Origin of the sequence: Collinsella sp. AF38-3AC, from assembly GCF_003474365.1 — a bacterium.
GTDB lineage: Bacteria > Actinomycetota > Coriobacteriia > Coriobacteriales > Coriobacteriaceae > Collinsella.
Genome location: NZ_QROM01000001.1, coordinates 131,815 through 150,113, shown reverse-complemented (window position 1 = coordinate 150,113; position 18,299 = coordinate 131,815). Strand labels below are relative to the sequence as shown.

Genomic DNA, 18,299 nt, shown 5'->3' with positions numbered 1-18,299 from the left:
AAAACACGGTCCCGGAATAACAAAAAAGCTCGCCGGCTAGGCCGACGAGCTGCAAGTTCTTGGTCGCGGGGGCAGGATTTGAACCTACGACCTCCGGGTTATGAGCCCGGCGAGCTACCAGACTGCTCCACCCCGCAATGTCTGGGCGCCTCATGTGCGCAAAAAAGAATATTACGCGGGAGTTCGGTAAACGGCAAGGAAAATCTCGTAGAGCATAGTTCCTTCATATTTAAACCCCTCAGCCCCTATCACCGTAAACGAATCGCAGCCGAGCGCCGTCGACGGCACGTATACAATGGTGCGCGTCCTTTTATGCCGACACCGGGAGTAGACATGCTGCTCGCTATCGATATGGGAAACACGCAAACGGCCATGGGCCTGTTTGACGGAGACGAGCTGGTGCAGTCGTGGCGCATGCCCACCGACCGCTCCTATACCGCCGACGAGATCCACGTGCGCCTGATGGGTTTCTTTAAGATGTACGACCTTTCGCTCGATGCGGTCGACGCAATCGCCTTTGCCGGCGTGGTGCCGCAGCTCTCGCGCGAGTGGCACGCCGTGGCCGACCGCATTGCCGCGGACGCCATCGTCATCGGGCCGCAGACGGCTGCGGTGACCAAACTGCGGGCGGCGCGCCCCCAAGCCGTTGGTGCCGACCGCATCGCCAACGCCGTCGCTGCCGAGACTTTCTACGGCGCCCCGGCGATCGTGGTGGACTTTGGCACCGCAACCAATATCGATGTCATCGACGAGGACGGCTATTACATTGGCGGAGCGATCGCGCCGGGCATCCGCATTTCGATGGACGCGCTCGCCGCCCGAGCTGCCAAGCTCGCCAGCGTTCCGCTCGAGGCGCCCGAGTACGCCATCGGCCGCGATACCGAGGAGTGCATCAAGGTCGGCGCCGTGGTGGGCGCCGCCGCCATGGCCGAGGGCCTGGTCGCGCGCATGAAGCGCGAGCTGGGCCGCAAGGATGTCACCGTTATCGCCACGGGTGGCCTCGCCGGCATCGTCGCCGGTTCGACCGATGCCTTCGACGTGGTCGACGGACAACTTACCATTAAGGGTATCTGCGAAATCTATCGTCGCATGCAGGAGCTGGGGTAAGGCAGGGGCTTAAGTCGAGCACGGGCGCGAGCGGCGGACTAAGCAATGCATCGGTCTTATTCCTCAAAAACGAAATTTTTTCAGTTTTGAGGAATAGGCTTTCTGCTACGCCTCGCCGCACAACCACCTCGCCAGGTCCACGATCTGCACTCCGTCGCGATCCGTGGCCTCGTGATGCGTGCGGGCGAGAATCATCTTGGGATACGCATCGCCAATGCTCAGCAGTGGCGAAATCTCGCGTTCAAATGTCTTATCCGAGCTGATGTCGTCGCTCACCTGAATGTAGAGTTTCTCGCTCCGCTTGATTGCTACAAAGTCTATTTCCTTTTTATAGAGCACGCCGACGTATACCTCGTATCCGCGACGCAGCAGCTCGATTGCCACCATGTTCTCGTATACGCGTCCCCAATCCATATCACGTGTACCAAGCAGTGCGTATTTGAACGCGTGGTCTGCCAGGTAATACTTCTCGCCGCTCTTAAGGTATTTTTTGCCGCGAATGTCGTACCGACAAACTTTATAGAAGGCAAACGCATCGCACAGGTACCCCATGTACGTGCCGACCGTCTTGTTCGTAATCTTTAGCTCACCCGCATTTAATGCATCAGTAATGTTGCGTGCCGACGTAATGTTGGAAACGTTGTCCATCATGTAATCGGCAATGCGCAGCAGCGCCGATTCGTTTCTCACGTTATGCCGCTGCACGATATCTCTCACAATGAGCGTCTTGAAGACGTTGGAGAGATATTGATAGCGCTGCTCCTGCAGTGGATAAGGGTAAGAGCCGGACATACCGCCGGTTCTCGCGTACTCATCGAAGTCGCGGTCGACCTCGCCCTCGTCGCCATAGAGACGATACTCCTCAAACGAGAATGGGAAAACCTCGATCTCGAACGTACGCCCCGTAAAGAGCGTCGACAGATCGCTCGACAGCAAAAAGGCATTCGATCCGGTAATGAATATGTCGTACTGCTCGGATGCGTGAAGGCTATTGATCGCACGCTCAAAACCGTCGCACATCTGAACTTCATCGATAAGCAGAAAGTTTTGTTTGCCGGACACTCGATGCTCTTTTACATAGGCGAGCAGCGCGTGATACTCGAGTAGGTTCTCGAACTCATCGAGGTTGTAGTTGATATGGATGACATTCGAATTGGACAGATGTGCCTTCACGTAATCGCGGAGGGCCTCGAGCAATTTTGATTTACCGCCACGACGGATGCCCGTGATGACCTTGATGTCCGGCACGCCAATAAGACTCGTCAACGTGTCCATATATGACGTTCTATTGATGAGTTTCATCGGGGCCTCCTCGCGGTCTTTTATCGCTATTCCTCAAAACTGAAAAATTTTCAGTTTTGAGGAATAGGCTCTATAGCGAATATACCTCGCGAAAGACCGAGCTGCCTTAATTCTATTCCTCAAAAACGAAAATTTTTCAGTTTTGAGGAATAGGGCGCTGGCAACCCATTCCCCAGATAGGCGGAACCCTCCCCGGCACAGGCCGAAGAGGGCTTCGTTGTCATTGTTGTCTTTGGACGCGAACGCCCCGCGCTACAGACCGCGAATGCGCACGGCCTCGGGCGGAAACTCCTGCTCGCCGGCATCGGTCTTGATGGTCGCACGGCCCCAGATATCCAGGCCCGCAAACACACCGACCGCAAGCGGCAAACCGTTGGGCGACACCGCCGCAACCTGACGACCCAGCAGCGGCACCATGTCGAAGTACTCGCCCAGCACCGGAGCCAACGGGCCGGCAGCGCCCTGCGGCGTGTTGGCAACAACTGCCCAAGCGCCCACGCGGGTCAGCACGGCGGCGGACAGCGCCTCGACCAGCGCCTCGTCGGCCATATCCACGCCAAGCCCGCTCAGCGCCGTGCGCTCAATATCCACCGTCACGGCACCGAACATGCCCGCGGCACCGGCACCACCGTTCACGGCAACGCGTGCGAACGGCGTCTCGAACGCGGGCGCGCCGCACACGATGTTGCTCGGCCACTCAATGCCCACCTTGCCGGCAAGGCCCAGACCCGGCGTCGAAGCCGTGCCCACAAGCGCGTCCATCATGCCCATCGCCGCCACAAACGGCAGGCCGTGGAAGGCATGCATATTCACGTCCGGGCGCACGACCAGCGAAAACGTCAACGACGCCTCACCCGCACTCCAAGCGCACCAACCCGCAGACGCACCCTCGCGGCCCGCGTCGCGCGCGGCATCAAGCTCGGTGCCGGCGGCTACAGCATTCATCTCAATCATCTACATACGCCCCAATTCGCCCACGATATGACCCACGCGGTCCTCGGGCTCCTTGACCTCGACGCCGTTGAAGCGGAAGAACCGCGCCGGGTCGTGCATCAGGTCCTCGAGCGGCACCAGCACAAAGTCGCGCTCGCCGATCAGCGGATGCGGCAGGCGCAGCTTCTTGCCGCCGTGCGTCTCACCATCCATCCACAGCAGGTCCAAGTCGATGGTGCGCGGGCCGTTGACCTTGGCCTTCTTGGAGCGGTCGCGGCCCAGCTCGAGCTCGATCTTCTGCAGCTCGTCAAGCAGTACCAGCGGCGCCAGCTCGGTCTTGATCTCAATGACGGCGTTGGCAAACGCGTCCTGGCGCGTCTCGTAGGCCGGCTCGCTCTCGTAGATGCGCGAGCAGTTGGACACGCAGGTGAGCGGGATCTCGGCGATCATGTCGCGCGCGGCGCGGATGTTGTCGCAGCGATGCCCCAGGTTGGAACCCACGGCCACAAACGCGCGGCGCGGCTGCGGCTTGGCGACGGCCCAGTAACCGTTCAGGAACTGCGCGAAGCCGGTGACGTCGTGCACGCGCACGATGTTGGCACCGGCCTGGATGGCGCCCAGGCACACACCAAACGTGGCGGCATCGCGCGCGGCCGCCTCGGTCACGCCCGAGACGGCGCCCACAAAACGCTTGCGCGACACGGCGCACATGAGCGGATAGCCCAGCGATGCCATCTTGGCGGTCTCGCGCTGGATGACGATATCCTCGTTGGCCGTCTTGCCAAAACCCGGGCCGGGGTCGATGCAGATGCGATCGCGCGACACGCCGGCATGGATGAGCGTGCGGGCCTGGTCGGACAGGAAACCCATGACGCGGCGCATGATGGGCGCCGAATCGGGCAGGGTGAAGCGGCGGAGCTGAGAGGTGGGCACGTAGGCCTCCTCGCGGCGGGCGCTGCGGCGCATCATGGCTGCCAGGTGGTCATTGGGCTCCGGCGCGGGCTCGGGGGTCGCGGCAGGCTCGGCGGCAGGGGCGACCCGCTCGGCCGCCGGTGCCGCCTGCTTCTGCTCGTCCGCAGGCTCGGGCGCGGGCTCCGGGTCGCCAAACGGCAGCGAAGGCTGCACCACGCCGCCCGGAAGCTTGGCCTCCGTCTTGGGCTCGCCCAGCAGCTTGCCGCGACGACGGCGAGCCGGCTTCTCGGCCTCTCGCGCGGCCTCGGCAGCCGCCTCGCGCGCCTTCTCGGCAACAAACGCCGCGGCCGAGGTATCGAGCTGCACCGTTGCATGTGTGCGGGTAGGTGCCGCGACCTCGCCGGCGTGCATCACGATGACGCCGCAGGTGCTTGTCGCGACAAACTCGACCATCTTGGGGTCGGTGAAGCCCGTCACGTCGTTGACGATCGAGGCACCGCAGCGCACGGCCGCCTTGGCAACCGCCACGTGGCGTGTGTCGATCGAGACGATGGCGCCCTCTTTTGCCAGCGCGCGCACCACGGGCAGCACGCGACGAGCCTCCTCGTCGGGATTGACCGGGGTAAAGCCGGGGCGCGTGGACTCGCCGCCTACGTCGATGATGTCGGCGCCGGCGTCGAGCATCGCCAGGCCGTACTCGATAGCGGCATCCGCATCGAAGTGCTCGCCGCCGTCGCTAAACGAATCGGGCGTCACGTTGAGGACGCCCATGATGCGCGGACGGTCAAAGCTGAGCTCGTACTTTCCGCACCGCCATGTCTTGCTATCGTTCGCCATGAACATCCTCCTAAAATGCCCACGCCGCCGCGCTTGGGCGCTGGCGGCGGGGTCGTTTTGCAATCAGTCTTTCTATTGTATCCGCGTGCGCGGGCTAGAACGCAAACGCGGCCGCGATGTCGCAAGAAATCAGCAGGTCGGCATTTGCATCCTGATCGGTGGGAGCAAGATTGCAAATGGCCAGCGTATCGCCGGTAAAGTAGCGCGTAAGGCCCGCCGCCGGATACACCACGAGCGAAGTCCCGCCCACAATAAGGGCATCGGCCGCGGCGATGGCGGCAACGGCACCGGTAAGCACATGCTCGTCGAGCGGCTCCTCGTAGAGCACCACATCGGGCTTGATGCGGCCGCCGCACACAGGACACGCGGGCACGCCCGCGGCATCCTCGTGATCGCGCGCACAGATCCACTCGGCGCTATAGACTGCGCCGCACGCCTGGCAAATGTTGCGGTGGACCGAGCCGTGCAGCTCGAACACGCGCTGCGAGCCGGCCATCTGATGCAGGCCGTCGATATTTTGCGTCACCACGGCGCTAAGCTTGCCGGTCCGCTCCAGCTCGGCCAGTTTGGTGTGGCAGCGATTGGGCTTGGCGCCAAGCGCGATCATCTTGGTGCGGTAGAAGTCAAAGAACTCGGCCGGATGCGTCTCGTAAAAGCTATGCGAGAGCATAGTCTCGGGCGGGTAGGCAAACTGCTGATGATACAGGCCGTCCACGCTGCGGAAATCGGGAATGCCGCTCGCCGTGGAAACGCCCGCGCCGCCAAAGAACACCACGCGCTCGTGGGTATCGAACAGCTCCGCCAGCGCCGCGGAGGCCTGCTTGGGGTCCGATATTGCCTGCGTCATACGAGTCCTCCGTCCTGGTTGGTCGGGCAGCGTCGGGCAATATCCCAGCACGCGGCCCTTGGGTTGTCACGCGTGGTGCCCGCTCCGCCCTTGTTGCGCTAATCTTAAGCCTGCCAACCCCGTCGAAAGGACACCATGCCTCAGACTTACACTTTCGCCTCGTGGAACGTCAACGGCCTGCGCGCCGTGCTCAAAAAGGACCCGAGCTTTATCCAGATCGCGCAGGAGCTCGATGTCGACATCTTGGCGCTGCAAGAGACCAAGCTGCAAGAGGGCCAGGTCGATATCGACCTGCCCGGCTATCACCAAACCTGGAGCTACGCCGAGCGCAAAGGCTATTCGGGCACCGCGGTCTTTAGCCGCCAGGAACCGCTGCGCGTGCTGCGCGCCGATGCCCTGCTGCCCTACGCCGGCGAGGGCGAGGCGGCAGAGCTCGTGGCGCAGGCCGCAACCGAGGGCCGCGTCTGCGCGCTCGAGTTCGATAAGTTCTGGTTTGTCGACGTCTATACGCCCAACGCCCAAAACGAGCTCGCCCGCATCGATGTGCGCATGGCGTGGGACGATGCCTACCGCGGCTTTTTGAGCGCACTTGAGCGCGAGACCGGTAAACCCGTGGTGACCTGCGGCGACTTTAACGTGGCGCACGAGGAGATCGACCTTAAGAACCCCAAGTCCAACCGCGGCAACGCGGGTTTTTCGGACGAAGAGCGCGGCAAGTTCACCGAGCTGCTCGATGCCGGCTTTACCGATACCTGGCGCGCGGCAAACCCCGACGTCGAGGGCGTCTACAGCTGGTGGAGCTACCGCTTTAATGCTCGCAAAAACAACGCTGGCTGGCGCATTGATTACTTCCTGGTGAGCGACGCAATCGCCGGCAACGTGCGCGACACGGGCATCCGCGGTGGCATCTTTGGCAGCGACCACTGCCCCGTTACCCTCGCCCTTGAACTCTAACCCAACTGATCTCCCAAAGACGAAGAAAAGCGGGGCGTTTTCGTCTTGCGGGCGTGTTCGCGCACCCCGCCCGCCACGAAACCTGCCCATCTACTACGTTTAGGCCGCCACCCTCAACCACAGCGAACAACGCGAAAAGAAAACCGCAGGTAGAAAGCCTGCGGTTTTTCATAAAACGCGGTCATGGTCGGGGGTATCAGGCTAAGCGTAGTAGATGGGCAGCTTTCGTGGCGGGCGGGTTCAGCTGATTCCCTGGGACGTCTGGGGACGGAAGAAAACGGATCAATTTGGCTCTCTGAGGGCCACGATGCCCGTCATGTCAACCGGCCATTTCAAAACTATGCCGGTTTACGGGGCTAAATCGCAAACCCCCAACCATACGCAATTCCGAAATAATAAAACTGCAGGTAAACGGCTTACTCTATTTCGAAAAAAGCCGGTATGGCCTGCCTGTGCCAATCTAGCCCCGTAAACCGGCATAGTTTTGAAATGGCACTTCGACAGTATTGATTCCCGCCCCGACACAACCAGCCCTACAGCCCGTACTTCACGACGACTCGGTTGATGCGGCGACACCAGGGCTTGTACAGGGCGGCCAAAAACACGCAGGTCGCGAGTCCGTGCGTGATGTCGAACGGCACCGCCGTGGCAAGACGCGCCACGGCGCCCGCCCACGTGAGCGGCTGCACAAAACCGATGATGTCGTATGCGTTGATCACGACGCCATAGAGCAGGCCCGATGCAAAACCGTACGCAAGCAATGCCGGCATGCGCACGGTCCCATCCGCACGGTCGAACGCACCCGCATGCGCCAGGGCGCCGCCAACATAGCCGACGAGTCCCCAGGCATACATCTGCCACGGCGTCCACATACCCTGGCCAAAAAAGAAGTTGCTGGTCAGCGCCGCCAGCGCGCCGACCATAAACCCGTTGCGCCGGCCCAGCGTCGCCCCCGCGATAATGGCGATGGCGCTCACGGGTTTAAAGTCGGGAATGGGGCCAAACAAGATACGCCCCGCCGCGGCCAACGCCGCCAGAACCAGCGTTGGCATAATCTGGCGCAGGCCGGGGCGCGATACCTCGTAGCCCGCAAAGAACAGCGCGAGCACCAACGCCACCACGACAAGCATGGCAAGCGCCGCCTGTTCAACGCCCGCCAGCAACGCCGCAGTCATCACTGCGGGGACCGCCAGCAGCAGCGGGATTTCCATTTTTGCAAGTAGGCGCGAGACGCGATAATCCGCCATTCCATCACGCCCTATAAAACACGTTTTCGGCAAAGAAGTCGGTCGGCGGCTCCACGCAGGCGATCTCGCCGTCAAACATCATGGCGATTTCGTCAGCGACCTGCTCGGCAAAGTCCAGGTCGTGCGTGGCCATGATGACGGTGCCGCCGGCCTGCGCATGCTCACGCAGGGCTCGGGCGATAATGCAGCGACTTGCCAGATCAAGGCCCTTGGTGGGCTCATCAAGCAGCAACAGCTCGGGGCCAATCAGCAGCAGCTTTGCCAATGCAAGCAGTTGACGCTGTCCGCCCGAAAGATCGCACGGGTGGCGCCCATCCAGGCCCGACAGCCCCAGACTTGCTGCGCGCTCCTGTGCCACGGCCTCGTCGTACCCGCAGGTCGAAGCCCATTCCATTAGTTCATCGCGAACCGTCTCGGCAACCAGCAGGGCCTTGGGATTCTGAGGCAGCAGCGCCGCCGAAGCCGTCCCACGCACCATGCGGCCACGCTGCAGCTTAGCCGTCTTGGCCAGCACCGAGAGCATCGTTGACTTGCCGCAGCCGTTTCCGCCCACGACCGCATGCACCACGCCGGCCGAAAACGCCACGTCGAGCCCGCGCAGCACCCAACCGCCCGCGCGATCGTAGCGAAACCAGCCCTCGCGGATAGCCGCTGCCGCACTCGTCGCCGCCCCCTGCGCGGGCCGGCAAGAGTCCAAAGCCAAAAGTCCCTCGCGACTACCCAAACTCGCTAGGTCAGCCGCCTCGCGTACGCGACCGCCCTTAATCCGGTACGCATACGTCGCATACTCGAGCATCGGCCGCGGCTGGTGCGTTGCCACAACAACCGTGCAGCCCAGCTCGCGATTCACACGAAACAGCGCATGCATAAAAATTTTCTCGGCGACGGGGTCCAGCTGGGACGTGGGCTCATCGAGCAGCAGCACGCGCGGGCGCAACGCCAGCACGGCAGCCAACGACAGCAGCTGCTTGCGTCCGCCCGAAAGCGTGTCGGTATCGCGGTGGAGCCAATCCTCCAACCCAAAGAAATAGCTGGTCTCGGCCACGCGACGGCGCATCTCGTCGCGCGACATGCCCAAGTTTTCCAGGCCAAACGCCATCTCGTGCCACACGGTCTCGCACACAATCTGGTTTTCGGGGTCCTGAAACACATAGCCCACGCGCTCCGCGGACGCCCGAACGTCCATGTCGGCAACGTTCTCGCCCAGCACGAGCAGTTCGCCAGTGCGCTCGCCCGCCGGAGCGATCTCGGGCTTGAGCAGCGACAGCAGCGTCGACTTACCCGACCCGGTACCACCAACGAGCAGCGCAAACGCGCCTTGGGGAACAGCCCAGTCAAGCCCCTCGAGCACCGGCGCCTCGGCCCCGGGGTAGGCAAAGCGCAGGCCTCGCACTTCAATCGCCGGCTCATCCGAGCCGCGCGCCGCGTCCGTCATCATGCTCCCGTCCAACCGAGTCATCAGCCAAACCTCTTTTCGTCAACCGCGTGCAGCACGCAGGGCAGTGCCATCCAAGCCGCGTATACAACATAGCCCGGCCACGGCGCCGGCACCGAAAGCTGCGGGTAAAACGAATACTGCGTCGTCGCAACCCACGCCACCACTACCGCAGCGGCACAAAACACCGCAAGCCCAACCAGCGCGGCAACATCGCCGCGCCCCAGCCGATACCGCGCGTACGTCGTGCGACGCGTCGCGGCACCCCACCCGCGCGAGCGCATCGCGTCCGCACGCTCCAGCGAATCTTCCATGCCCCAGCCCATCAACACGCTCGACGCCCGCAGGCGCGAGCGCACGGGGTCGGCCGGCGCGCGCCCCGGCACGTCAATCGCATCTTGCACCGCCAGCACCGTGCGGCCGCGGCGCAAAAACTGCGGGATAAGCCGCATGCACATCGAGATCATGAGCGCGATCACCGGCGCGGCGTTACCCAAAAGCGCGAGCACCTTGTCGTAGCTAAGCATCGACGCCGCGGCCCCAAACCACAGCACGCTCGCCACAAACAGCCCGCCCATGCACAGGCCGTATACCATGCTCTCCAAATACACTGCGCGCATGCCGATGCGGAACAGCTCCGTCGAGCCCGAGGCGCTAAACAGCGGATTGACCAGCGCGATGATCAAAATCACCGGCAGCTGCCAGCGAAGCGCCCCCAGCGTACGCGCTGCACCGCGCGTCGCAAACCCGTACGCCAGCCCGCCCGCAAGCGACAGCGCAATCAACACCGGTTGCATCGAGAACATGGTAAGCCCCAGCGTCAGCACCATATAGAGCGCCGGCACCGCCGGGTGCGACATCGAGAATGCCGCGACGGGCTCACTGCCCGATTCCTCTCGCGTGATGTCCACGGGCACCCCCATCCCCTCGCTCAAACGCCAACGCTGCAGCGCCGCCGGCGCCATACACAACCAGCGCAAACGCCACACCGGCGACACCGACATCGGCCGCCATGCGCCAATCGTTACGCGCTCATCATATGCCTGCGGTATCATATTGCGCCGTGTATCGTTTCCAAACACACGTCTCTATAACGTAACAGGAGATCACATGGACGCAACCGCAATTATCCTCGCCGCCGGCGAGGGCACCCGCATGAAGTCGAACCACTGCAAGGTTTCGCACAAGATCCTGGGCAAGCCCATGGTTCAGTGGATCGTCGACGCCACCATCAAGGCCGGCTGCAGCCGCGTCGTGGTCGTCATCGGCAGCCACGCCGACGAGATGCGCGCCCTTATCGACGGCGCCTACGCCAACAGCGCCACCAAAGTCGAGTGCGTCGAGCAGACCGAGCGTCTGGGCACCGGCCACGCCGTGAAGGTCGCACTCGAGGCCTGTGGCATCACGCAAGGCCCCGTCGTCGTGCTCAACGGCGACCTGCCGCTCATCACCGCCGACACCGTCGCAAAGTTCGCACAGACCGTCGCCACCGGCGAGCTCGCCTGCACCGTCATGACCATGACCCCGCCCGATCCCTTCGGCTACGGCCGCATCAAGCTGGGCGCCGATGGCCAGATCGAGCGCATCATCGAGCAGAAGGACTGCACGCCCGAGCAGGCCGCCACGCTGCTCGAGTGCAACGCCGGCTGCTACGCCTTCGACGGCGCGCAGCTCGCCGCCCACATTGACGAGATCGGCAACGACAACGCGCAGTCCGAGTATTACCTGCCCGACATGCTCGAAATTCTCAAGGGCCACGGCCAGGCGGTCTCCATCTTCCACTGCGATGATTACCGCGACGGTCTGGGCGTCAACAGCCGCATCCAGCTCGCGCAGCTCACCGCCATCGCGCGCGATCGCATCAACGAGCACTGGATGGCCGAGGGCGTCACCTTCATCGACCCCACGCAGGCTTGGATCGGCCCCGATGCCGTCATCGGCCGCGACACCATCGTGTGGCCGCAGACGCACCTGATCGGCCACGTCACCGTGGGCGAGGAGTGCCAGCTCGGCCCCAACAGCCGCCTCACCGACACCACCGTCGGCAGCGGCTGCGTTATCGATGAGACTATCGCCATCGAGGCCGTCATCGAGAACGGCGTCGACTGCGGCCCGCGCGCCTACCTGCGCCCGGGCACCCACATGCTCGATGGCTCCAAGGCCGGCACGCACGTGGAGATCAAGAAGTCCACGATCGGCGAGGGCTCCAAGGTGCCGCACCTGTCCTACATCGGCGACACCACCATGGGCTCCGGCGTCAACGTGGGTGCGGGCTCCATCACCTGCAACTACGATGGCGTCCACAAGCACAAGACCGTCATCGGCAAGGACGCCTTCATCGGCTCCGACACCATGATGGTCGCGCCCGCCCAGATCGGCGACGGCGCGCTCGTGGCCGCCGGCTCCGTCATCACCGAGCCGGTTCCGGCAGATGCACTCGGCCTGGGCCGCGCCCGTCAGGTAAATATTGAAGGCTGGGCCGCCGATTATCGCCGCCGTCTGCACGAGGACGACGAGGTATAACGTTTTATCAAGCATCTAAGGAGCTGTTCCCATGGGGACGGCTCCTTTTTCTATGCTGACCTGCGCGACCGGATGAGTGGTCGGTTCGTGTCCGTTGACGGTAAAGACGTTATCAAGACTCGATAAACCCCGCCGCGCGGTTACAATGCAACAAGGCATCTATATGGCATTCGATATAAAGGAGAAGGGTAATGCCGATTAATGATCCCGAGAAGTCGGAGAATATGCGCAAGTCCATCCGCGTGTATTCCGGTTCCTCCAACCGTCCCCTCGCTCAGAAGATCGCTGAGTACCTTGGGGTCGAGCTTTCGGGCCTTACGCTAAAGCAGTTCGCCAATGGTGAGATTTACGCCCGCTACGACGAGACCGTCCGCGGCGCCGACGTCTTCCTGATTCAGTCCGTGGCCGGCGGCAACGTCAATGACATGCTCATGGAGCTGCTCATCGCCACCGACGCTGCCAAGCGCGCATCTGCCCGCTCCATCACCGCCGTCATCACCCACTACGGCTATGCCCGCCAGGACCGCAAGGCCGGCCCGCGCGAGCCCATCACTGCCCGCCTCGTCGCCAACCTGCTCGAGCGCGCCGGCGTCAACCGCATCATCACCCTCGACCTGCACCAGGGCCAGATCCAGGGCTTCTTCGATATCCCGGTTAACCACCTGTCCGCACTGCCGCTGTTCGGCCAGTACTACAACGACATGCACTTCGACACCGACAACCTGGTTGTCGTGTCCCCCGACGTGGGTCGCGCCAAGGCCGCCAAGAAGCTGTCCGACATGCTCGGTTGCGATCTCGCCATCGCCCACAAGGGCCGTCCGCGCCACAACGCCGCCGAGGTCATGGGCATCATCGGTGACATCAAGGGCAAGACCTGCATCATCAATGACGACATGATCGACACCGCTGGCACCCTGTGCGCCAACGTCAAGGAGCTCAAGGCCATGGGCGCCGGCGACATCTACGTGTGCGCCACCCACGGCATCTTCTCCGGCCCGGCCATCGAGCGCCTGAACGACGCCCCCATCGTCGAGTGCGTCGTCACCGACGCCATCCCCGTCGAGGTCGGCGGCAAGATCAAGACCATCTCGGTCGCCGAGGAGTTCGCTCAGGCCATCTCCGCCGTTTACCACGAGGAGCCCGTCTCCACGCTCGTCGGCGGCGACTTCGCACTGTAATCCAACGCGCATCGCATCATCTTTGATGCTTTTAAAGGGTCGGAAGCTCGCTTCCGACCCTTTTTCTATCCCTCGCCAACCTTCCCTGGACAATTAGTTCAGATACGTATTTTTTTAAAACCCCAAAGGGCCGTTCGGAGCCTTCTGAGCTCCCCGGCGGATGCCATGCCGCCCAATGCTCATCGTTTTCGAGCACAACCGCCGCATATTTACCCTCAAATCGCCCTCGAAGGCCCTTAGAAACGCCTCGAACGCCCGCCGTCTTATACGTATCTGAACTAACTGTCCAGTAGCTATCGTCAACCTTCGCGGCAGAGCTCAATTTCCTGCAATCCCCTCAACCGATTCCATCGATTTCATAACACCCAGCCGTTCATGGCGCGCAGCGCCCCGCTGAGCGAAAAGAACGGTATGGCGGTCGCATTCTGCCGCCAACTTAGTACGTTATAGCTATGACGACCGTGATTTCACATCTCTCCGCCCTCCGCGCAATTCGTCGCGCACGACGGGCGTACTCTGCCCTACCCTGGGACTCCGTTGATAGTGAACAGCAAGCACAGGCCTTGGCTAGCTGCATTCCCAATAATGACGCGATAGACTTTGGCGCACTTTCGATACTCGACGCCTGGAATGAAGATGATTCCGAACTGCTCGATCTTCTCGTTTCAAGCGAAGACAACAGACGCCCCGACAAGCGACTTCTTCAGCATATTCTCTCCGCTCCTCTTCCTGAAGGTGCAATTATGCACGTCGAGGCCGACATCTACGCAACGTCTCCTGCCATGACAGCCATGCTTTGTTCCAAAAATGAATCAGTCGCCAAAACCTTGATGCTTCTCATGGAACTGCTCGGAACCTACTCCCTTCCTCCCGGGGCAACATACCCCATTGCCTATGACGACGTCTGGCCCAAGGGCGATGGCTACGAAGCGATGGACGACCTCGATTGCCGGGGCGATCAGTCGGCGGCCGAACAGCAGAACGAAACCCGCTACGAACAGGCGCACTACAAATGTGAGCCCGCCACAACTATCGAAGAGCTTGAGGCGGTCGCGCGCTTCGCCAAAAGTAGCTCATACACCTCGTTTCGCACGGCAGTCAATCTCGCCCGACCCGGATCTGCATCCCCAGCCGAATCCCAAATGTTTGCCGTTCTCGGAGCGCCCATGCGCTTTGGCGGATTCGGATGCTGCAGCCTGCCCATGGGAGGCCTGCTACTCAACCATCGAATCGACTTCGACACTCTTGCGGTCAACATGTCCTCCGGCATCCCTTACGCCATCTGCGACCTATATTGCCCGGCAGCCGGGGTCGACAACGAATACAACGGAATTGGGCATGAGCTTCAAAACGCTCGCATCCACGATGGCAATCGAAATAATGGACTCAAAGCAATGGGCATCCACGTCCTGGTTATCAATCGCGACCAAATGAAAGACCTTGTTGCACTCGAAGCCTTCGCCCAAACGATGCATCGACTCGCGGGAGTCCGATTCCGGTATCGCATCAAGGGCTATCGCAAGCGTCAGGCCGCTTGGCTCAACGCTCTGCGGGCCGGAATCGGCCTTGCGCCGGTCTAAACGGCGAATCACCCGTGCGCCGTCGAGCAGGGCTGGACAGTCAGTTCAAATACGTATAAATGGACACAGTGAATTAGGCTGTTTTGCAGCTATCTCTATACCATTCTCCCTATTTGAAGGCAGGGTAGACTTCAAAACGGCGCCATATGGACTAACTAAAGCTCCAAAACAACGCATCGGCATCGAATTAAGCACTTCGAGTCCTCAGAACTTATACGTATCTGAACTAACTGTCCACCTCGGATTTTGACGGCCGTCCAAACGCCCCCAAACAACCTCAATTGCCCTCCATTTGACAGTGGCAACAGGGTCGCTCACCATAGCAGGCGACAAATCAACGAAAGGATGAACATGGCAGCTGCACAGCCGCTCAAGATTCGTATGGTTGCCGGGCTTGGCAACCCGGGCGAGGAATATGCCGAGACCCGCCACAACGCCGGCTTTAAGGCAATCGACGAGCTGGCCCGTCAGGCCGGCGTCACGTACTGGAAAAACCAGGCCGGCGCCGAGGTCGCGCTCATCAACATCAACGATCCCGAGGAAGAGGGCGGCAAGCGCCGGATCGTGCTGGTCAAGCCGCAGTCGTACATGAATACCTCGGGCGGTCCCATCTCCAAGCTCTGCCGTGAGTACAAGATCAAGGCCGAGGAGCTGCTCGTCATCCACGACGAGCTCGACATTCCCGCCGGTGATGTGCGCGTCAAGGTGGGCGGAGGCCATGCCGGTCACAACGGCCTGCGCTCCATCATCGACAAGATGGGCAGCCGCGACTTTAGCCGCATCCGCACCGGCATCGGCAACCCTCCCGGCAAGATGGCCGTGGCAGACTACGTACTCAAGCAGCTGCGCGCCCGCGAGGCCGAGGATTTCCAGGACACCTGCGCCCGTGCCGCCGACGCTGCCGGTCTGGCCATCGTCCACGGCGTAATCTACGCCCGCGATCACGTAAACGGCGCCGCTTCCGCCAACGGCAAGCACTAAAACCTGCCAAAATAAACCTGTCCCTTTTTGGCAGGTCACTTTTCCCACCTGCCGAAGATACACGCAAGCGACATGCCCATGAGGGTATAATTTGCACCGTATGTCTGCACAACGCCTGTGCGCGTACGGTTCTAATCGGGCTGCCGTCCATTTCCGTGGAGGCACGGTTCGGTCGCCCTAACAAGAGAGGGGTTCTATGTATAAGATCCTGGAGAAGACGCAGTTCTCGGAGAAGGTGTTCAAGTTCCGCATCGAGGCGCCCGCAATCGCCAAGCATGCGCATGCTGGACAGTTCCTCATGGTTCGCGCCAACGAGACGGGCGAGCGCGTCCCGTTCACCCTGGCCGGCTGGAACGGTGACGAGGGCTGGGTCGAGTTCATCTTCATGGTGATCGGCAAGACCACCGAGATGCTTTCCACCTACGAGGCCGGCGAGTCGCTGCGCGACGTCGTGGGCCCGCTGGGCGTTCCCACCGAGATGGCCGAGGGCCCCTGCGCCGTCATTGGCGGCGGCGTCGGTCTGGCAATTGCCTTCCCGGTCGCCAAGCACCTGGTCGAGACCGGTCACGAGGTGCACGCCATCATGGGCGCCCGCACCAAGGACCTCCTGCTCATGGAGGACCAGTTCCGCGAGCTCCTCGACGAGGACCACATCCACATCACCACCGACGACGGCTCCTATGGCGAGCAGGGCGTTGTCACCGCTCCGCTGGAGCGCCTGCTGCAGGACAAGGCCGTGAGCCAGGTCTTCTGCGTCGGCCCCGTTCCGATGATGAAGTTCTCGACCCTCACCGCCCAGAAGTACGACACCCCCATCACCGCGTCGCTCAACCCCATCATGGTTGACGGCACCGGTATGTGCGGCTGCTGCCGCGTCGAGGTGGGCGGCGTGACCAAGTTCGCTTGCGTCGACGGCCCCGACTTCGATGCCACCCTGGTCGACTGGGATGACCTTCGTGCCCGCCAGGCCGCTTACCGTTCCGAAGAGGGCGAGTCCCTCAAGGCCTATGAGGAAAAGAGCTGCGCATGCCACTAGTTAACGGTCGTTTCGTTGCCGATATGAAGTCGCCCCGCACCCCCGATAACGAGGAGCCGGCTGCCGAGCGCGCCTGCGACTTCCGCCCCGTCGACAAGGGCTTCACCGAGGAGATGGCGCTGGCCGAGGCCGAGCGCTGCCTCAACTGCAAGAAGCCGTTCTGCGTTGAGGGCTGCCCCGTCAACATCAACATCCCCCGCTTTATCGAGCAGATCCGCGAGAAGGACTTCGGCGGCGCCCTCGATACCATCCGCGAGGACTCCATGCTTCCCGCCATCTGCGGCCGCGTTTGCCCGCAGGAGAACCAGTGCGAGGGCAAGTGCATCCGTGGTAAGAAGTCCGAGCCCGTGGCCATCGGTCAGCTCGAGCGCTTCCTGGGTGACCGCCCCGAGCTCGCCTCCACGCCCAAGATGGCCCCCAAGAACGGCAAGAAGGTCGCCGTCGTCGGCTCCGGCCCGTCCGGCATCACCTGCGCCGGCGAGCTCGCCCGCAACGGCTTTGACGTCACCGTCTTCGAGGCTTTCTTCACCGGCGGCGGCGTGCTGGTCTACGGCATCCCCGAGTTCCGTCTGCCCAAGGCAGTCGTCAAGCGCGAAATTGACGGCCTGGAGGACATGGGCGTTAAGTTTGAGTACAACTCCGTCGTGGGCAACATGGCCACGGCCGAGGAGCTGTTCGAGCAGGGCTTCGACGCCATCTACGTGGCGACCGGCGCCGGCCTGCCCAAGTTCCTCAACGTCCCCGGCGAGAACCTGCCCAACGTCTTCTTCGCTAACGAGTACCTCACCCGCGTGAACCTGATGAAGGCCAACAAGTTCCCCGAGTACGACACCCCCACCAAGCACGGCAAGAACGTCGTCGTCTTTGGTGGCGGCAACGTGGCTATGGACGCCGTCCGTACCGCCAAGCGCCTGGGCGCCGAGCACGCCATCATCGCCTACCGTCGTACCGAGGACGAGATGCCCTGCCGTCGCGCCGAGCTGCACCATGCTAAGGCCGAGGGCGTCGAGGTTCTGCCGCTCGTTTCCCCGCTCGAGTTTGTCGCTGGCGAGGACGGCTCCGTGTGCGCCGTCAAGGTCCAGAAGATGGAGCTCGGCGAGCCCGACGAGTCCGGCCGCCGTCGTCCGGTTGCCATCGAGGGTGCCATCGAGGAGATCCCCTGCGACGTCGCGATCTCGGCTATCGGCACCAACGCCAACCCCTTCGCTGCCAAGATCGGCGGCAAGATGGAGCTCAACAAGTGGGGCTACATCGTCGCTGACGAGGAGACCGGCCAGACCACCGATCCCCGCATTTGGGCCGGCGGCGACATCGTCACCGGTGCCGCTACGGTCATTCTGGCGATGGGCGCCGGCAAGAAGGCCGCCGCTTCCATCACCAAGAGCCTGCTGGGCGAGTAATCACCTACAGCGCTAGCCATGAAACGG

The 18,299-nt window shown here is 62.2% G+C and carries 15 protein-coding genes and 1 tRNA gene; 8 read left to right on the top strand and 8 right to left on the bottom strand.

All coding sequences use genetic code 11. The annotated features are described in order from the left end of the window. Positions 1-60: 60 nt before the first annotated feature. Positions 61-137, bottom strand: a tRNA-Met gene (locus tag DW029_RS00580). Positions 138-333: 196 nt separating this feature from the next. Here DW029_RS00580 and DW029_RS00575 point away from each other — a divergent pair. Continuing rightward, the gene (locus DW029_RS00575; RefSeq protein WP_158572576.1) at positions 334-1,107 is read left to right on the top strand and encodes a type III pantothenate kinase; all 774 of its coding nucleotides are present in this window, start codon (positions 334-336) and stop codon (positions 1,105-1,107) included. Positions 1,108-1,212: 105 nt separating this feature from the next. Here the strand turns inward: DW029_RS00575 and DW029_RS00570 are convergent, their stop codons facing one another. The 4 genes from DW029_RS00570 to DW029_RS00555 form a co-directional block, all read right to left on the bottom strand. After that, positions 1,213-2,409, bottom strand: coding sequence for an ATP-binding protein (locus DW029_RS00570; RefSeq protein WP_118345003.1), 1,197 nt, complete (start codon positions 2,407-2,409; stop codon positions 1,213-1,215). Between the two features lie 252 nt (positions 2,410-2,661). Continuing rightward, positions 2,662-3,363 carry a hypothetical protein gene (locus DW029_RS00565; protein WP_117734763.1) on the bottom strand — a complete coding sequence of 234 codons (702 nt, stop codon included), beginning with the start codon at positions 3,361-3,363 and terminating at the stop codon, positions 2,662-2,664. Next, positions 3,364-5,091, bottom strand: a complete 1,728-nt coding sequence (gene folP, locus DW029_RS00560) for a dihydropteroate synthase (RefSeq protein WP_117763281.1) — start codon at positions 5,089-5,091, stop codon at positions 3,364-3,366. 94 nt (positions 5,092-5,185) lie between these two features. Then, positions 5,186-5,938 (bottom strand): NAD-dependent protein deacylase, encoded by a 753-nt coding sequence (locus DW029_RS00555; protein ID WP_118345002.1) that lies wholly within the window; start codon positions 5,936-5,938, stop codon positions 5,186-5,188. 135 nt (positions 5,939-6,073) lie between these two features. Between DW029_RS00555 and DW029_RS00550 the strand changes: the two genes are divergently transcribed. Continuing rightward, positions 6,074-6,892, top strand: a complete 819-nt coding sequence (locus DW029_RS00550) for an exodeoxyribonuclease III (RefSeq protein ID WP_117734766.1) — start codon at positions 6,074-6,076, stop codon at positions 6,890-6,892. Between the two features lie 533 nt (positions 6,893-7,425). On the opposite strand, the gene DW029_RS00545 is transcribed toward DW029_RS00550, so the two are convergent. Genes DW029_RS00545 through DW029_RS00535 form a run of 3 tightly spaced genes read right to left on the bottom strand, consistent with a single transcriptional unit; the run spans position 7,426 to position 10,485 of the window. Then, positions 7,426-8,139, bottom strand: a complete 714-nt coding sequence (locus tag DW029_RS00545; RefSeq protein ID WP_117734767.1) for a DUF6580 family putative transport protein — start codon at positions 8,137-8,139, stop codon at positions 7,426-7,428. 4 nt (positions 8,140-8,143) lie between these two features. Beyond that, positions 8,144-9,598 carry an ABC transporter ATP-binding protein gene (locus DW029_RS00540; protein ID WP_199406601.1) on the bottom strand — a complete coding sequence of 485 codons (1,455 nt, stop codon included), beginning with the start codon at positions 9,596-9,598 and terminating at the stop codon, positions 8,144-8,146. Continuing rightward, positions 9,598-10,485: an energy-coupling factor transporter transmembrane component T gene (locus DW029_RS00535; protein WP_233543751.1), complete on the bottom strand. Its 888-nt coding sequence runs from the start codon at positions 10,483-10,485 to the stop codon at positions 9,598-9,600. Before DW029_RS00535 ends, DW029_RS00540 begins: the two co-directional genes overlap by 1 nt. Positions 10,486-10,684: 199 nt before the next feature. Here DW029_RS00535 and glmU point away from each other — a divergent pair, with 199 nt between their 5' ends. From glmU to gltA, 6 genes are all read left to right on the top strand, one after another. Next, positions 10,685-12,097 carry a bifunctional UDP-N-acetylglucosamine diphosphorylase/glucosamine-1-phosphate N-acetyltransferase GlmU gene (gene glmU / locus DW029_RS00530; RefSeq protein WP_118345001.1) on the top strand — a complete coding sequence of 471 codons (1,413 nt, stop codon included), beginning with the start codon at positions 10,685-10,687 and terminating at the stop codon, positions 12,095-12,097. Between the two features lie 191 nt (positions 12,098-12,288). Next, complete coding sequence (locus DW029_RS00525; protein WP_089573682.1) at positions 12,289-13,275, top strand: ribose-phosphate pyrophosphokinase; 987 nt, start codon at positions 12,289-12,291, stop codon at positions 13,273-13,275. Positions 13,276-13,838: 563 nt separating this feature from the next. Next, positions 13,839-14,855, top strand: a complete 1,017-nt coding sequence (locus DW029_RS00520; RefSeq protein ID WP_233543750.1) for an endonuclease domain-containing protein — start codon at positions 13,839-13,841, stop codon at positions 14,853-14,855. 351 nt (positions 14,856-15,206) lie between these two features. Then, the gene (gene pth / locus DW029_RS00515) at positions 15,207-15,836 is read left to right on the top strand and encodes an aminoacyl-tRNA hydrolase (RefSeq protein ID WP_199582407.1); all 630 of its coding nucleotides are present in this window, start codon (positions 15,207-15,209) and stop codon (positions 15,834-15,836) included. Between the two features lie 196 nt (positions 15,837-16,032). Next, positions 16,033-16,872, top strand: coding sequence for a sulfide/dihydroorotate dehydrogenase-like FAD/NAD-binding protein (locus tag DW029_RS00510; protein ID WP_006235793.1), 840 nt, complete (start codon positions 16,033-16,035; stop codon positions 16,870-16,872). After that, positions 16,863-18,272: an NADPH-dependent glutamate synthase gene (gltA, locus tag DW029_RS00505; RefSeq protein ID WP_117734771.1), complete on the top strand. Its 1,410-nt coding sequence runs from the start codon at positions 16,863-16,865 to the stop codon at positions 18,270-18,272. Before DW029_RS00510 ends, gltA begins: the two co-directional genes overlap by 10 nt. Positions 18,273-18,299: the final 27 nt, after the last annotated feature.

Excerpts from the sequence above, each read along its gene's own strand:
- DW029_RS00575 (WP_158572576.1), top strand. The coding sequence starts at position 334 with ATGCTGCTCGCTATCGATATGGGAAACACGCAAACGGCCATGGGCCTG.
- DW029_RS00570 (WP_118345003.1), bottom strand. The coding sequence starts at position 2,409 with ATGAAACTCATCAATAGAACGTCATATATGGACACGTTGACGAGTCTT.
- DW029_RS00565 (WP_117734763.1), bottom strand. The coding sequence starts at position 3,363 with ATGATTGAGATGAATGCTGTAGCCGCCGGCACCGAGCTTGATGCCGCG.
- folP (WP_117763281.1), bottom strand. The coding sequence starts at position 5,091 with ATGGCGAACGATAGCAAGACATGGCGGTGCGGAAAGTACGAGCTCAGC.
- DW029_RS00555 (WP_118345002.1), bottom strand. The coding sequence starts at position 5,938 with ATGACGCAGGCAATATCGGACCCCAAGCAGGCCTCCGCGGCGCTGGCG.
- DW029_RS00550 (WP_117734766.1), top strand. The coding sequence starts at position 6,074 with ATGCCTCAGACTTACACTTTCGCCTCGTGGAACGTCAACGGCCTGCGC.
- DW029_RS00545 (WP_117734767.1), bottom strand. The coding sequence starts at position 8,139 with ATGGCGGATTATCGCGTCTCGCGCCTACTTGCAAAAATGGAAATCCCG.
- DW029_RS00540 (WP_199406601.1), bottom strand. The coding sequence starts at position 9,598 with ATGACTCGGTTGGACGGGAGCATGATGACGGACGCGGCGCGCGGCTCG.
- glmU (WP_118345001.1), top strand. The coding sequence starts at position 10,685 with ATGGACGCAACCGCAATTATCCTCGCCGCCGGCGAGGGCACCCGCATG.
- DW029_RS00525 (WP_089573682.1), top strand. The coding sequence starts at position 12,289 with ATGCCGATTAATGATCCCGAGAAGTCGGAGAATATGCGCAAGTCCATC.
- pth (WP_199582407.1), top strand. The coding sequence starts at position 15,207 with ATGGCAGCTGCACAGCCGCTCAAGATTCGTATGGTTGCCGGGCTTGGC.
- DW029_RS00510 (WP_006235793.1), top strand. The coding sequence starts at position 16,033 with ATGTATAAGATCCTGGAGAAGACGCAGTTCTCGGAGAAGGTGTTCAAG.
- gltA (WP_117734771.1), top strand. The coding sequence starts at position 16,863 with ATGCCACTAGTTAACGGTCGTTTCGTTGCCGATATGAAGTCGCCCCGC.